The sequence below is a fragment of the Bradyrhizobium sp. genome (assembly GCF_028868675.1).
Classification (GTDB): Bacteria; Pseudomonadota; Alphaproteobacteria; order Rhizobiales; family Xanthobacteraceae; genus Bradyrhizobium.
This window is the reverse complement of sequence record NZ_JAGWUA010000118.1, coordinates 1-15,034: the sequence shown is the minus strand read 5'-3', so window position 1 is coordinate 15,034 and position 15,034 is coordinate 1. Positions and strand designations below refer to the sequence as shown.

The window sequence follows — 15,034 nt, the reverse complement described above, 5'->3', positions numbered from 1 at the left end:
CCAGCACATGCATGCGCAGGTCGTTGATGTCGTCGACGTAACGCGAGCGGATGCCGGCGGGCAGGGGGATGTCGGGGAGGGCTGTCATGGCGTACTTCTCGTTGTCATTCGGCGCTCGACGCTGATGCGTCGCCCCGGAATGACGATCTTTGAGAGTTAGCCGGCGTCCTGCAAGAGCGCCGCGTCCGGGGCACGAGAACCGCTAGATCTTCACCGCCGCCTTCGGCCAGTAGCGGTCGCGGAGGTGGCGCTTGACGAGCTTGCCGGTGGGCGTGCGCGGCAACTCGGCCTCGAAGTCGATCGAGCGCGGGCATTTGATCGCCGACAGCCGGCTCCTGCAGAAGGCGATCAGCTCGGCCTCGAGCGCCTTGCCGGCGCGCGAGCCGTCGTGCGGTTGCACCACGGCCTTGACCTCCTCGCCCATCTCCTCGTTCGGCACACCGAACACCGCGACGTCGGCGACGGCGGGGTGGGTGATGAGGACGTCCTCCGTCTCCTGCGGATAGATGTTCACCCCGCCGGAGATGATCATGTACGACTTGCGGTCGGTGAGATAGAGGAAGCCCTCCTTGTCGAGATAGCCGACGTCGCCGAGCGTCGACCAGCCCTTTGCGTTGTAGGCCTTCTTCGTCTTCTCGGGATCGTTGTGATAGGCGAAGACCGGCGCGTCGGCGAAATAGACCGTGCCGATCTCGCCCACCGGGCGCTCCTCCTCGTTCTCGTCCAGAATCTTGATCTTGCCGACCACGGCGCGGCCGACGCTGCCGCGGTGCGCGAGCCATTGCTGCGAATTGCAGACGGTGACGCCATTGCCTTCCGAGCCCGCGTAGTACTCGATCAGGATCGGGCCCCACCATTCGATCATCTTCGCCTTGACGTCGACCGGGCAAGGGGCGGCGGCGTGGATCGCGCCCTTCAGCGTGGAGACGTCGTAGCGGGTGCGCACCTCGTCGGGCAGCTTGAGCATGCGCACGAACATGGTTGGTACGAGCTGTGACTGCGTCACCTTGTACTTCTCGACCAGCTTCAAGAATTCCTCGGCGTCGAAATGCTCCATGATGATGGAGGTGCCGCCGAGGATGACCGCCATCATGTTGAAGCGCAGCGGAGCCGCGTGATAGAGCGGCGCCGGCGACAGATAGACGCTGTCGGCGTTCATGCCGCACATGTCGGCGCACAGCACCTTCAGGAACGGGTTCGGCACGCCGATCGGATTGCCTTCGAACTCCTTCTTGATGCCCTTGGGCCGGCCGGTCGTTCCCGACGAATACAGCATGTCGTAGCCGGCGACCTCGTCGGCGATCGGCGTCGTCGGCTGCGCCGCTGCATCCTTGTCGTAGGAGCGGAAGCCCGCTTGCGGCTCGTCGACCATGTAGAAGACGGGTTCGTTCGCCGCGCCCTTGATCAGGCCGCTGATCTGGTCGGCGCATTTCGGCGAGGTGATCACGACCTTGGCGCCGCAGTCGCCGATGATGTAGTCGATCTCGTCCTGCTTCAGGTAGCGGCTGATCGCGGTGTAATACAGCCCGCTCCGCTGCGCGGCCCAGCAGATCTCCATGAAGGCAAGCCGGTTTTCCATCAACAGCGCAATGTGGTCGCCGGCCTTCAGGCCCAGCGAGCGGAACAGCTGCGCGCCCTGGTTGGAGAGTTCGTCGAGCTCGCGATAGGTGATCGCCTTGCCGGTCGAGGCCATCTGGTAGGCGATCTTGTCCGGCGTGCTGCGCGCGTAGATGGAGGGGTGGGTCATGGTGTTTCCTCAAGACGCGAATGGCGAGTAGCAAATGACGAACAGGGATTTGCCCTATTCACCACTCGCTACTCGCCACTCACCATTCGTTATTCTCTTACAGCCGTTCCACGATCGTCACGTTGGCCATGCCGCCGCCTTCGCACATGGTCTGCAAGCCGTAGCGTCTGCCGCGCTGCTTCAGCGCATGGACCAGCGTCGTCATCAGCTTGGTGCCGGAGCCGCCGAGCGGATGGCCGAGCGCGATCGCGCCGCCGTTGACGTTGAGCCTGTCGGGATCGGCGCCGGTGGTCTTGAGCCAGGCGGTCGGCACCGAGGCAAAGGCCTCGTTGACCTCGAACAGGTCGATGTCGCCGATCTTCATGCCGGCCTTCTCCAGCGCGCGCTTGGTGGCATGCAGCGGCGCGTCCAGCATGATGACGGGATCGCCGCCGGTCATGGTCATGTGATGGATGCGCGCCAGCGGTGTCACGCCGAGCGACTTCAGGCCGCGCTCGTTCACGACCATCACGCCGGAGGCGCCGTCGCAGATCTGGCTGGCGCTCGCGGCCGTCAGCTTGCCGTTCTCGGCGATCAGCTTGACGCCCTTGATGCCGTCGAGCGTGGCGTCGAAGCGGATGCCTTCGTCGATGTGGTGGATGTCCTTGGAGCCGTCGGCTCTGACGATCTCGAGCGGCACGATCTCCTGCTTGAAGTGGCCTCCTTGCGTCGCCGCGATCGCGCGCTGATGGCTCTGGTAGGAGAATTCGTCGAGCTGGTCCTTCGAGAGCCCGTACTTCTCGGCCATCATCTCCGCGCCGGTGAACTGGCTGAACACGATGTTCGGATAGCGCTTCTCGATGCCCGGGCTCTTGTAATGGCCGAAGCCGTTCTTGGCGGGGAGCTGCGAGGAGAGGCCCATCGGCACGCGAGTCATCGACTCCACGCCGGCGGCGATCACGACGTCCATGGCGCCGGACATCACCGCCTGCGCCGCGAAATGCAGTGCCTGCTGCGATGAGCCGCACTGCCGGTCGATCGAGGTGCCCGGTACGCTGTCCGGCAGCTTCGAGGCCATGACGGCGTTGCGCGCGACGTTGTTGGACTGCTCGCCCACCTGCATCACGCAGCCCATGATGACGTCCTCGACCTGGGCCGGGTCGACCTTGGTGCGGTCGACGAGCTCGTCCAGCACCTTGGCGGCGAGATCGGCGGGATGCCATCCGGCGAGGCGTCCTCCCTTGCGGCCGCCGGCGGTGCGGGCGGCGGCGACGATATAAGCCTCGGCCATCTCTGATCTCCCTGGTTGTTGTGGGGGTGAATTCGGGGCGGATTTAAGGGGTGGCCGATCATTTAGTCAATCGATCAATTAACTCTTGTGGTGAGATGCTGCTTGCGCTTATCTGCGGCCCTCTCGACGCCCCTTAAAGCCCCTTGGCGGCCAGACGATCAGGATCTCCGTTGACGACCAGCGTACCGAACAGGCTTCCGGTGACGAAGAGTTCCACGGCGGAGAAGCTGCTGGTGGCGGCGAGCGAGCTGATGATCGAACGCTCCTCGATCGAGATTTCCTTGAGCGATATCGCCCAGAGGTCAGGCGTCAATGCCGCGCTGGTCAAATATCATTTCGGCAACAAGGACGGGCTATTGCTGGCGCTGCTCGCGCGCGACGCCGCGACCGAGCTCTGTCATCTCGAAAATCTGCTGGCGCAGCCGATCACCTCGACGGCGAAGCTGAAGCTGCATATCGGCGGCATCATCCGCGCCTATTACCGGTTCCCCTACATGAACCGGCTGATCCACTATCTCCTGCACGAGAGCACGCAGGAATCCGCCGACGAAGTCTCGAAATTCTTCGTGGCGCCGCTTCTGGACTTCCATCGCCGCCTGCTCGCCGAGGGCGTCAGGAATGGCGAGTTCCGGCAGATCGATCCCGTGCTGTTCTATACGAGCCTGATCGGCGCCTGCGATCACCTGTTCTTCGGTCGGCACGCGATGTCGCGCGCGACCGGCGTCGGTCCGGTCACCGACGAAGTCTGCCGGCAATACATCAAGCACATGGAATCGCTGATCTGCGGCGGAATATTGCAGAAAGAGGCGAATGGCGAGTAGCGAATAGCGAATAGGGAACTGCGTACCTCCATTCGCTATTCGCCATTCGCTATTCGTCAGCAAACAAGGAGAGCTCCCAAAATGCAGTTGAAAGACGTTGCCGTTCTCATCACCGGCGGTGGTTCGGGCCTCGGTGCCGCGACCGCCCGCGCCATGGCCGCCAAGGGTGCCAGGATCGGCGTGATCGACCAGAACAAGGAAAACGCCGAGAAGGTCGCCGCCGAAGTGAAGGGCATAGCCCTTCACGCCGACGTCACCGACGAGGAGCAGATCAAGGCCGCGATCGCCAAGGCGGAAGCCGCGCACGGCGTCGCCCGCGTGCTGATGAACTGCGCCGGCATCGGCGGCTCGCAGCGTATCGTCGGAAAGGATGGCGTCTATCCGCTGGCGAAGTTCGCCCGCATCATCAACGTCAACCTGATCGGCACCTTCAACTGCCTGCGCCTGTTCGCCGAGCGCCTGGTCACCGCCGAGCCGATCGGCGAAGAGCGCGGCGTCATCATCAACACCGCTTCGGTTGCCGCCTATGAGGGCCAGATCGGACAGATCGCCTATTCGGCGTCGAAGGGCGGCGTGGTCGGCCTGACGCTGCCGGCGGCGCGCGATCTCGCGAGCCAGAAGATCCGCGTCAACACCATCGCGCCCGGCCTGTTCCTCACGCCTCTGCTGATGGGTCTGAACGAGGAAGCGCGCAAGAGCCTGGGCGCCCAGGTGCCGCACCCGGCCCGCCTCGGCGACGCCTCCGAATACGGCGCGCTCGCCGTGCACATCGTCGAGAACCCGATGCTCAACGGCGAGACCATCCGTCTCGACGGCGCCATCCGCATGGCGCCGCGGTAAGCAACACAAACGTTGATGTCGTCCCCGCGAAAGCGGGGACCCATAATCACAGCCCTCTCAGGCGAGGTGCGATCGGGGCCCGGGTCTACCGCAACGACAATCGCCGGTGGGTTATGGGTCCCGGCTCGCGCTTCGCTTGGCCGGGACGACGATGGGGAGCGCTTCATGTCCCAACCGCTGCTGATCGAGCATGACGACGGCGTCGACCATGTGACGCTCAACCGCCCCGACAGCCTCAACGCGCTCGATCCCGTGCTGATCGATGCGCTCAACGTCTATTTCCAGGGCCTGCAGCGCAACCGCACGACGCGCGTGGTGGTGCTGAAGGGCGCCGGCAAGAACTTCTGCGCCGGCCTCGACCTCAAGCACGCCATGGCGAGCCGCGGCGGGCAGCAGGAGCCGCCCGGCGTCACCGACTCGCTGGATTCGCAGCGGCGCATCGCCGACATCGTCATGCTGATGCGGCGCTGTCCGCAGCCAATTCTGGCGCTGGTGCGGGGTGCCGCGGCCGGCGGCGGCTTTGCGCTGGCGCTCGCCTCCGACATCCGCATCGCGACCAGGTCGGCGCGGATGAACTGCGCCTTCATCAAGCTCGGGCTCGGCGGCTGCGACATCGGCACTTCCTATTTCCTGCCGCGCCTCGTCGGCGTCTCGGTGGCATCGGAACTGATCCTTACCGGCCGCTTCATCGGTGCCGAGCGCGCGCTCGCCGTCGGCCTCGTGTCCGAGGTGGTGGACGAGGACAAGCTCGATGCTGCCGCGGAACCCTATATCGATGCGATGATGACGGCCTCGCCGGTCGGCCTGCGCCTGTCCAAGGAATGCCTCAACATGAGCGTCGATGCCGGCTCGCTGGAAGCGGCGATCGCCATGGAGGACCGCAACCAGGTGCTGTGCAGCCGGTCCGAGGATTTCCAGGAAGGCATCAGGGCCTTCCTCGAGAAGCGAAAGCCTGTCTATATCAGGCGCTGAACAGCAAGATCCGCAAAGGGCCAGGAATTCCGGGAGACGCAAAATGAGTGGGAATGCGGCGGCGGTGATGACCAGGCCCGCCTTTCGCAAGATCGAGTGGCTGCCGCGCGACATCGCCGTGGAACGGCGTGCCGACGGCACGGTGGTGCTGAAGTCGAAGATCCCGCTGCAGCCTTACGCGCCGCATATTCCAGCTTCGCTGGCGAAATGGGCGAAGGAAGCGCCCGAGCGCATCTGGCTGGCGCAGCGCGGCGGTCCCGATCGCGCCTGGCGCAAGGTGTCCTATGCCGAAGCCAAGCGCACGGTGGACGCGCTGACGCAGGCTCTGCTCAACCTCGGCATCGACGGACGCCCGGTCACGATCCTGTCCGGCAACTCGATCGAGCACGCGCTGATGACGCAGGCCGCGATGCAGGCGCGCTGTCCCGCTGCGCCGGTGTCGCCGGCCTACTCGCTGATGAGCCACGATCACGTCAAGCTGAAGTATCTGTTCGACCTGGTCAGGCCGGCGGTCGTGATGGTGCAGGACGCGGTCCCCTTCGAAAAGGCGCTGAAGGCGCTGGATCTCAGGGGCGTCACCGTGGTGCACGTCGCGCGGGCCTGCGACGGCATCAGGAGCGTCAGCTTCGCCGAACTCGCGGCGACGCCCGTCACCAAGGACGTCGAGGCCTCGATCGCCAGGATCACGCCGCAGACCGTGGGCAAGCTCTTGTTCACGTCCGGCTCGACCGGCATGCCCAAGGCCGTCATCAACACGCAGGAGATGATGTGCGCCAATGCGGCGATGATGATGCAGGTGCGCCCGCGCGACCCGAACGGGCCGCTCGCCGTGATGCTCGACTGGATGCCGTGGAATCACACCATGGGCGGCAATGCGGCCTTCCATCCGATCCTGGTCGACGGCGGCACGCTCTATATCGACGACGGCCGGCCGATGCCGGGCCTGTTCGACGAGACCTTGCGCAATCTGCGCGAGATTTCGCCGACCTACTACGCCAACGTCCCGGCCGGCTACGCTGCGCTCGCAGCCGCGATGGAGAAGGACGATGCGCTCTGCCGCAGCTTCTTCAAGAATCTCTCGATCATGGCCTATGGCGGCGCGCGGCTGCCGGACGATCTCTACGACCGCATGCAGGCACTCGCCGTGAAGACTACCGGCGAGCGCATCGTGTTCTACACCGGCTGGGGCTCGACCGAGACCGCGCCGACCTCGACCGGCACCTATTGGGACACCGAGCGCGTCGGCCTGATCGGCCTGCCGTTCCCCGGCGTCGAGCTGAAGATGGTGCCGTGCGGCTCGAAATACGAGTTGCGGCTGCGCGGCGTCAACGTCACGCCCGGCTATTTCGGCCAGCAGGAGCTCACCAAGAAGATGTTCGACGAGGAGGGATTTTACTGCATCGGCGACGCCGGCGTCTTCGTCGACGACAAGGACCCGGTGCAGGGCATCATCTTCGCCGGCCGCGTGGTCGAGGATTTCAAGCTGACCACCGGCACCTTCGTCCATGTCGGCTCGCTGCGAACCGACGCGATCGCGGCCGCGACGCCCGTCGTGCACGATGCGCTGGTCACAGGCCAGGACCGCGAGTTCATCGGCCTTCTGGCCTGGCCCAATCTGCACGCCTGCCGCCAACTCATCGGCAATCCCGAGGCGAGCTATGAGGAGGTCGTCAGGCATCCCGCGGTGATCGATTGCCTCAAGCGCGGATTGCAGGCCCACAACAAGGAGGCGGAGAGCGCCTCCAGCCGCATCATCGCGCGCGCCATGCTGATGGTCGAGCCACCCTCGATCGACGGCAACGAACTCACCGACAAGGGCTACATCAACCAGCGCGCGGGCCTGGAACGTCGCGCCGCGCTGGTCGAGCGGCTCTATGCCAGCGAGCCCGACGCAGACGTGATCGTGCTGAAGTGAAGCGCATCTCCATCAACCTCGTCATTCCGGGCCTGGGCCTTCGGGCCATCCCGGAATGACGGCCTCAATGACAATGAATGGAAGGGCAAGCCGCCATGAATTTCGATTTCTCCGACGACCAGAAGCAGCTGCGCGACCAGGCGCGCAAGTTCCTCGCCGAGAAGTGCTCGCCCAAGGCGGTGCGCGCCGTGCTCGACGGCAAGGCGCCCTATGACCGCGAGCTCTGGAAGGGGCTCGCCGAGATGGGCTTCCTCGGCGTCGCGATCCCCGAAGAGTTCGGCGGCGCCGGCGCGGGCCATCTCGAGCTTTGCGTGATCGCGGAGGAAATGGGCCGGGCCTTGGCGCCGGTGCCGTTCTCTTCCACGGTCTATCTCGCCGCCGAGGCGCTGTTGATCGCCGGCAGCGACGCGCAAAAGAAGAAGTGGCTGCCGAAGATCGCCTCGGGCGAGGCGATCGGCACCCTGGCGCTGTTCGAGGGCAAGGGCAATCCGTCGCCGAAGGCGATCAAGCTCGCCGCCGCGGGCGGCACGCTCAGCGGCGTGAAGAAGCCGGTTCCGGACGGTGCGATCGCCGATTTCGCGGTGGTCGCCGCGCGCACCGGATCGAGCGGCCGCGACGGCGACGTCTCCCTGTTCCTGGTCGATCTCAAGGCCGGCGGCGTCGAGGCGAAGAGCCTCACCAACATCGATCCGACCCGGGGCCAGGCCGAACTCACCTTCAAGAACTGCAAGGCCGAGCCGCTGGGCGCGTCCGGCGAGGGCTGGGGCGTCATCACCCAGGTGCTCGACCGCGCCGCGGTGCTGCTCGCCTTCGAGCAGGTCGGCGGCTCCGACCGCGCGCTGGAGATGGGCCGCGACTACGCGCTCGACCGCATCGCCTTCGGCCGTCCGATCGGCTCGTTCCAGGCGGTCAAGCACATGCTCGCGGACATGTACGTGTCGGCGACGCTGGCGCGCTCCAACAGCTACTACGGCGCCTGGGCGCTCTCGACCAACGCCGGCGAATTGCCGGAAGCCGCCGCGGCCGCCCGCATCAGCGCGACGCAGGCGTTCCAGCACTGCGCCAAGAACAACATCCAGGTCCATGGCGGCATGGGCTTCACCTGGGAGTTCGATTGCCACATGTATTATCGCCGCGCCAACGCGCTGGCGCTCACGCTCGGCAGCCTGTCCTACTGGGAAGACCAGCTGATCGACCGCATGCGCAAGAAGAACGCGGCGTAACACGCCGCTCGTGTCCCGGACGCGATGCAGCGCGTGAGCGCTGCTTCGCAGAGCCGGGACCCAGGAGCCAGACTGGACCCCGGATCAGCAGCGCGTCACTTCGTGCCGCGCAGCATCCGGGGAACGCAGGAGAGAGTAGTCACATGAACTTCGACGACACCCCGCAGGAAGCCGAATTCCGCAAGACCGCGCGCGCCTGGATCGCGGCCAATGCGCCGAAGCAATATGAGGAGGAGCTGCGCAAATCCTCGCTCGGCCGCACCCAGCTCAAGAACGCCAACATTCTCGAGGTCGCGAAGGCCTGGCAGAAGAAGAAAGCCGACGCGGGATGGGCCTGCCTGCACTGGCCGAAGGACTATGGCGGCCGCGGCGCCTCGCCGATCGAGCGTGTGATCTGGCAGCAGGAGGAGGGCGCGTTCGGCAAGCTGAGCGGATTGTTCATCATCGGCCACGGCATGTGCGGGCCGACCATGATGGCGTTCGCGCGTGAGGAGCATAAGCGCAAGTACTTGCCGCCGCTCGCCTCCGGCGAAAAAGTCTGGTGCCAGCTGTTCTCGGAGCCGGCCGGCGGCTCCGACGTCGCGGGCTTGCGCACCCGCGCCGAAAAGGACGGCGACGACTGGATCGTCAACGGCCAGAAGATCTGGACTTCGGGCGCGCATTATTCCGACTACGGCATTCTGCTCACCCGCACCGATCCCGACGTGCCCAAGCACAAGGGCCTCACCATGTTCTTCCTCGACATGAAGAGCCCGGGCGTCGAGGTCAGGCCGATCAAGCAGGCCAACGGCAATTCCGACTTCAACGAGGTCTATTTCACCAATGTCCGCATCCCCGATCACCAGCGGCTCGGCGAGGTCAATGACGGCTGGAACGTCTCGCTGACCACGCTGATGAACGAGCGCATGTCGATCGGCGCGGGGGTAGCGACCGGCTTCCCCGAATTGTTCGATTATTGCTCCAGCCTGATGCTCGAGGACGGTGCCGCGATCGAGGATCGTGGCGTCCGCTCGAAGCTCGCGAACTGGGCGGTGAGGGCGAGCGGCTTGCGATACACCAGCATGCGCGCGATCTCCGCGCTGTCGCGCGGCGAACGGCCGGGGCCGGAGAATTCCATCGGCAAGCTGGTCGCGGGCTCGATGATCCAGGACGTCGCGGCCTATGCGCTGGACCTGCAGGGCGCCGCCGGCGTGCTCTCCGGGCCCGAGGATGCCGACGTCGCCGGCCGCTTCCAGGCCATGCTGCTGCGCGCCCCGGGCACCCGCGTCGAGGGCGGCACCGACGAGATCATGCGCAACATCATCGCCGAGCGCGTGCTCGGCCTGCCCGGCGACATCCGGGTCGACAAGGACGTGCCGTTCAACAAGATTCCGACCAGGGGAAGAAGCTGATCGTGTCCCGGACGCGATGCAGCGCGCAAGCGCTGCTTCGCAGAGCCGGGATCCAGAAGGCCGCAATGGGCCCCGGCTCTGCAGCGCATCACTTCGTGCTGCGCCGCGTCCGGGGCACGAAAGAATCATAGGGTGGGCAAAGGCGCGTTAGCGCCGTGCCCACCTCGTCTGGAAGTGGTGGGCACGCTTCGCTTTGCCCACTCTACGTAGGAAGAGGAAGCGCCATGAATTTCGATGACACGCCGCAGGAAGCCGAGTTTCGTGCAGCCGCCCGCAAGTGGGTCGAGGCCAATGCGCCGAAGGAGCTCGAGGCCGAGCTGTCGAAGTCGTCGCTCGGCCGCATCCGGCTCGCCAGGCACGATATGGTCGAGGTCGGCAAGGCCTGGCAGAAGAAGAAGGCGGAGGGCGGCTGGGCCTGCCTGCACTGGCCGAAGGACTATGGCGGCCGCGGCGCATCTGCGATCGAGAAGGTGATCTGGCAGCAGGAGGAGGGCGTTTACGGCAAGCTGACGCAGCCGTTCCAGATCGGCGAGGGCATGTGCGGCCCCACCGTGATGGCCTGGGGCAGCGAGGAGGCCAAGCGCCGCTATCTGCCGAAGCTCGCCTCGGGCGAGGAGATCTGGTGCCAGCTCTTCTCCGAGCCATCGGCCGGCTCTGATGTCGCGGGGTTGCGCACCCGCGCCGAGAAGAAGGGCGACGACTGGGTCGTCAACGGCCAGAAGATATGGACCTCGGGTGCGCATTATTCCGACTACGGGCTCTTGATCGCGCGCACCGATCCCAACGTGCCCAAGCACAAGGGTCTCACCATGTTCTTCTTGAGCATGAAGAGCCCGGGCGTCGAAGTCAGGCCGATCAGGCAGGCCAACGGCATGCAGGAGTTCAACGAGGTCTATTTCACCGACGTCGTGATCCCCGACAGCCAGCGACTCGGCGCGGTCGGCGACGGCTGGAACGTCTCGCTGACCACGCTGATGAACGAGCGCATGTCGATCGGCGCGCGGCTCGCGACCGGCGTCCCTGAAATGTTCGAGTTCTGTGCGAACCTGATGCTGGAGGACGGCCTCGCGATCGACGATCCGGCCGTGCGCTCGAAGCTCGCGGGCTGGGCGGTGAGGTCGAACGGGCTGAAGTACACGAGCTACCGCACCATGTCGGCGCTGTCGAAGGGCGAGCGGCCGGGGCCGGAGAATTCCATCGGCAAGCTGGTGTCGGGCACGATGCTGCAGGACATCGCCGCCTACGCCATGGATTTGCAGGGCGCGGCTGGCGTGCTCACGGGCGATGCGGAAGAGACCGTGCAGGGTCAGTTCCAGCAGATGCTGCTGTCCTCGCCCTCGATGCGCATTGCCGGCGGCACCGACGAGATCCTGCGCAACATCATCGCCGAACGCGTGCTCGGCCTGCCTGGCGACATCCGCGTCGACAAGGACGTGCCCTACAACAAGATCCCGACCAAGGGGCGGAGTTGATGCCTCCTCACCATGAGGGACGCGAATCGTAGTCTTGTAGGGTGGGCAAAGCGAAGCGTGCCCACCATTTGAGTGGACGATTGGACAAAGCGGTGGGCACGGCGCTATCGCGCCTTTGCCCATCCTACGAAGAAGAGCACACCATGGACGCCAAAGCGCCGAATCCCCGTTACGCGACCGAAGACCGCATCGGCGTGCTCGAGGAGCTCCTCAACGAACGCTACTCCGTTCGTGCCTTCCTGCCGAAGGAAGTCGACCGCGCCACCATCGAGCACGTGCTGAAAGTCGCGCAGCGCACCGCGTCCTGGTGCAACAGCCAGCCCTGGCAGGTGCTGATCGCGAGCGGGGCGGCCAGGGAGCGCTTTCGCAAGGCGATCTATGCCGAGGCGGCAAGCGGCGCCAGGGAAGATCATGACTTCACGCCGCCGCGCGAATATGTCGGCGTCTATCTCGAGCGTCGCCGCGAGAGCGGCTTCCAGCTCTACAACACCCTCGGCATCGCACGCGGCGACAAGTTCGCCTACGCCATGCAGGCGCTGGAGAATTACAATTTTTTCGGCGCCCCGCATGTCGCGATCATTCACACCAACGAGCCGCTCGGCATCTATGGCGCGATCGATTGCGGCGCCTATGTCGGCAACTTCATGCTGGCGGCGCAGGCGCTGGGGCTCGGCACCATTCCGCAGGCGGCGCTCGCGCGCCACTCCGGCCTGATCCGCCGCCACTTCAGCCTGCCGGACGACCGCCGCGTGGTCTGCGGTATCTCGTTCGGCTATGCCGACCACGCCGCCAAGGTCAACAGCTACCGCACCTCACGCGCCGGCCTCGCCGAGACCGTGACGTTCCTGGACGAGTAAACGCAGAACACCTGACCGCGGCCGCGGAGCATCGTCGAGGCGCCGGCTCCCTCGCTCCGGCACCCTCTTGCGTCTTTTCGATAGCAAGTTTTACTCCGCGTTAGCCTCAAATCGCCGTTGTTGCGCTCACCGGGGTACCGCGGTTGGTCTGCAGCGCCGACCGCCGAAAGTTGGCGAGCATCGCCAGACACTTGGAAGGCCGTCGCGCTGCCGTCGCGTATGGCTAACGGTCCCTTGCCGGCCACGAAGGCTTTTGTGAACCCCGTTTCACTACAAATCTAACGTCTGCGTTTAGCCTCGTCCGGCGAGGAGAAGAGATGTTCGGCTTTCGCTCATACGCACGGTGTTCGGATGGTGCCCCGAAGCTCCACCGGATTTCGTGTCAGGTCGGGCATTACGGGAGTGCGATCTTCGGTGTGTGCGCCATCGCGCTGGTCTGGATTGCATTGATCCACAGCATCAGCGAAGATCGCTCGAACACCGAGCAGGCCGCTCTCCAGAACGGTGCCAATCTGGCGCGCGCTTCCGAGGAGCAGATCATCCGCTCGGTGCGCGCCGCCGACCAGACCCTGCTCTACGTGCGCGACTCCTACGCCAGGGATCCGGACCATTTCGACATTTCGTTGTGGACGAAGAACAGCCAGTTCCTGTCCGACTTCTCGTTCCAGGTCGTGATCATCGGCAAGGACGGGATCATGCTGACGAGCAACATCGATCCGAGCATCAAGGGGCTCGATCTGCATGATCGCGAGCATTTCCGCGTCCACGCAGACGGAACGGAGGATTTTCTCTTCATCAGCAAGCCGATATTCGGCCGGGTCTCCAACAAATGGTCGATCCAGCTCACGCGCCGGATCATCGCGAAGGACGGATCGTTCGCCGGGGTGGCCGTGGTGTCGCTGGACCCCGACTATCTGTCCCGCCTCTACGAATCGGTCGATATCGGCAAGCAAGGCTCGGTGACGCTGGTCGGCATGGACGGGATCATCCGTGCACGCGGCGCCGCCGGCCAGATCGCCGCCGGTGGATCGCTCGCCGGAGGCGATCTGATGAATCACCTGGCGAAGGCGGCAAGCGGCTCGTTTGTCGCCCGCAGCCAGATCGACGGCGTCGAGCGCATGTTCTCGTTCCGGAAGGTGGCGGGCTATCCCCTCGCGGTCGTCATCGGCCAGGCGACCGGAGAAATATTCGCATCGTACCGGCGCGATCTGGAAGTGGATGCCGTCGTCGCGACGGCGTTGAGCGCCCTGATCGGCGTCGTCACCCTGCTCATCATCCGCTACCAGCGCGGCCTCGCCCGGGCGCGGGACGCGGCCGAAGCCGGCACGCGGGCGCGGTCGGAATTTTTGGCCATGATGAGCCACGAGATCCGGACTCCGATGAACGGGGTCATCGGTATGGCGGATCTGCTGATCTCGGGCGAGCTATCCGACGAGCAGAGGAAGATCGCCACGACGTTGCGCGACTCCGCCGACTATCTGCTGCAGATCCTCAACGACGTCCTCGATTTCTCCAAGCTCGACGCGCACCGCCTGGAAATCGAGCGCATCGAGTTCGACCTGCACCGATCGGTGTCGGCCGTGATCGATCTCTTGGCCTCGCGCGCCAGTGAAAAAGGCCTGCGCCTGGGCTGCACGATCGACGGCTCGGTGCCCAGGATGGTCGTCGGCGATCCGGCGCGCCTTCGTCAGATCCTGTTCAACCTGATCGGAAACGCCATCAAGTTCACCGAGCACGGCAGCATCGACGTCGCCGTGAACGCGGCGCCCGCGGGCGACGGGAGGTCGCGGCTGGCGTTCGCCGTCAGCGATACCGGCGTCGGAATTCCGCCCGATGCCATCAGCCTGTTGTTCCGGGAATTCTCGCAGGTCGACAGCTCGATTTCCCGGCGCTTCGGCGGCACCGGACTGGGGCTCGCCATCTGTAACCGCCTGGTCGCCTGCATGGGCGGCGACATCTCGGTGCAGAGCGCGGTCGGCAAGGGAACCACGTTCAAGTTCTCCGTGGAAGTGGCGACGCGCGCCCGATCCGAACCGGTTTCGACCGCGCGGCTCGAACCGGTCGATGCCGGGTGGTCGGCGGCCGCACCCGATCTGAGCGCGCTGCGCGTCCTCGTCGCAGAGGACAACGTCACCAACCAGTTCGTCATCCGCAAGCTGCTCGAGAAGCTCGGCTCGAAGCCGGACGTCGTCGACAACGGCGTGAAGGCGGTGGCCGCCGTCCAGCACGGCTCCTACGACCTCGTGCTGATGGACATGATGATGCCGGAGATGGACGGGCTCGCCGCGGCCCGCATGATCAGGCAATTGCCGCAGCCCGCGCGCGACGTCTACATCATCGCCCTGACGGCGAACGCGGCCAGGCAGGACGAGCTGGCCTGCCTTGCCGCCGGCATGAACGACTTCGTCACCAAGCCGGTCACGCGCGAGCAGCTGGGTGCGGCGCTGCTGAAGAGAACGTCCACCTCGCCGAACAGAAAGCTGAGCGCATGACGGAGAATCTCGCCTTCGACAGGAACGTGCTTCG

At 65.2% G+C, this 15,034-nt stretch carries 11 protein-coding genes; 9 read left to right on the top strand and 2 right to left on the bottom strand.

Going from position 1 to position 15,034, the window contains the following annotated elements:
* Nucleotides 1–202: 202 nt before the first annotated feature.
* Both KGM94_RS16100 and KGM94_RS16095 read right to left on the bottom strand, forming a co-directional pair.
* Nucleotides 203–1,747, bottom strand: a complete 1,545-nt coding sequence (locus KGM94_RS16100) for an acyl-CoA synthetase (protein ID WP_300261037.1) — start codon at nucleotides 1,745–1,747, stop codon at nucleotides 203–205.
* A 97-nt stretch (nucleotides 1,748–1,844) separates the two neighbouring features.
* The gene (locus KGM94_RS16095; RefSeq protein ID WP_300261034.1) at nucleotides 1,845–3,017 is read right to left on the bottom strand and encodes an acetyl-CoA C-acetyltransferase; all 1,173 of its coding nucleotides are present in this window, start codon (nucleotides 3,015–3,017) and stop codon (nucleotides 1,845–1,847) included.
* Nucleotides 3,018–3,187: 170 nt separating this feature from the next.
* Here KGM94_RS16095 and KGM94_RS16090 point away from each other — a divergent pair, with 170 nt between their 5' ends.
* The 9 genes from KGM94_RS16090 (at nucleotide 3,188) to KGM94_RS16050 (ending at nucleotide 15,000) form a co-directional block, all read left to right on the top strand.
* On the top strand, nucleotides 3,188–3,838 hold the full coding sequence (locus KGM94_RS16090) for a TetR family transcriptional regulator (RefSeq protein ID WP_300261031.1): 651 nt from the start codon (nucleotides 3,188–3,190) through the stop codon (nucleotides 3,836–3,838).
* Nucleotides 3,839–3,919: 81 nt separating this feature from the next.
* Nucleotides 3,920–4,678 carry an SDR family NAD(P)-dependent oxidoreductase gene (locus KGM94_RS16085; RefSeq protein ID WP_300261028.1) on the top strand — a complete coding sequence of 253 codons (759 nt, stop codon included), beginning with the start codon at nucleotides 3,920–3,922 and terminating at the stop codon, nucleotides 4,676–4,678.
* A 165-nt stretch (nucleotides 4,679–4,843) separates the two neighbouring features.
* Entirely contained in the window at nucleotides 4,844–5,650 is an 807-nt protein-coding gene (locus KGM94_RS16080) for an enoyl-CoA hydratase/isomerase family protein (RefSeq protein WP_300261026.1), read from the top strand.
* Between the two features lie 43 nt (nucleotides 5,651–5,693).
* Nucleotides 5,694–7,565: an AMP-binding protein gene (locus KGM94_RS16075; protein ID WP_300261022.1), complete on the top strand. Its 1,872-nt coding sequence runs from the start codon at nucleotides 5,694–5,696 to the stop codon at nucleotides 7,563–7,565.
* 95 nt (nucleotides 7,566–7,660) lie between these two features.
* Entirely contained in the window at nucleotides 7,661–8,788 is a 1,128-nt protein-coding gene (locus KGM94_RS16070) for an acyl-CoA dehydrogenase family protein (protein WP_300261020.1), read from the top strand.
* Between the two features lie 143 nt (nucleotides 8,789–8,931).
* Nucleotides 8,932–10,179, top strand: a complete 1,248-nt coding sequence (locus tag KGM94_RS16065) for an acyl-CoA dehydrogenase (RefSeq protein ID WP_300261017.1) — start codon at nucleotides 8,932–8,934, stop codon at nucleotides 10,177–10,179.
* 224 nt (nucleotides 10,180–10,403) lie between these two features.
* Complete coding sequence (locus tag KGM94_RS16060) at nucleotides 10,404–11,651, top strand: acyl-CoA dehydrogenase (protein ID WP_300261014.1); 1,248 nt, start codon at nucleotides 10,404–10,406, stop codon at nucleotides 11,649–11,651.
* Nucleotides 11,652–11,794: 143 nt separating this feature from the next.
* A complete protein-coding gene (locus KGM94_RS16055) occupies nucleotides 11,795–12,508 on the top strand; it encodes a nitroreductase (protein ID WP_300261010.1) in 714 nt (237 codons plus the stop codon).
* Between the two features lie 317 nt (nucleotides 12,509–12,825).
* Nucleotides 12,826–15,000 (top strand): hybrid sensor histidine kinase/response regulator, encoded by a 2,175-nt coding sequence (locus KGM94_RS16050; RefSeq protein ID WP_300261006.1) that lies wholly within the window; start codon nucleotides 12,826–12,828, stop codon nucleotides 14,998–15,000.
* Nucleotides 15,001–15,034: the final 34 nt, after the last annotated feature.

Bases quoted from the DNA above. Each gene is read 5' to 3' on its own strand.
- KGM94_RS16060 (WP_300261014.1), top strand. From the start codon at position 10,404: ATGAATTTCGATGACACGCCGCAGGAAGCCGAGTTTCGTGCAGCCGCC.
- KGM94_RS16080 (WP_300261026.1), top strand. From the start codon at position 4,844: ATGTCCCAACCGCTGCTGATCGAGCATGACGACGGCGTCGACCATGTG.
- KGM94_RS16055 (WP_300261010.1), top strand. From the start codon at position 11,795: ATGGACGCCAAAGCGCCGAATCCCCGTTACGCGACCGAAGACCGCATC.
- KGM94_RS16050 (WP_300261006.1), top strand. From the start codon at position 12,826: ATGTTCGGCTTTCGCTCATACGCACGGTGTTCGGATGGTGCCCCGAAG.
- KGM94_RS16095 (WP_300261034.1), bottom strand. From the start codon at position 3,017: ATGGCCGAGGCTTATATCGTCGCCGCCGCCCGCACCGCCGGCGGCCGC.
- KGM94_RS16075 (WP_300261022.1), top strand. From the start codon at position 5,694: ATGAGTGGGAATGCGGCGGCGGTGATGACCAGGCCCGCCTTTCGCAAG.
- KGM94_RS16065 (WP_300261017.1), top strand. From the start codon at position 8,932: ATGAACTTCGACGACACCCCGCAGGAAGCCGAATTCCGCAAGACCGCG.
- KGM94_RS16085 (WP_300261028.1), top strand. From the start codon at position 3,920: ATGCAGTTGAAAGACGTTGCCGTTCTCATCACCGGCGGTGGTTCGGGC.
- KGM94_RS16100 (WP_300261037.1), bottom strand. From the start codon at position 1,747: ATGACCCACCCCTCCATCTACGCGCGCAGCACGCCGGACAAGATCGCC.
- KGM94_RS16070 (WP_300261020.1), top strand. From the start codon at position 7,661: ATGAATTTCGATTTCTCCGACGACCAGAAGCAGCTGCGCGACCAGGCG.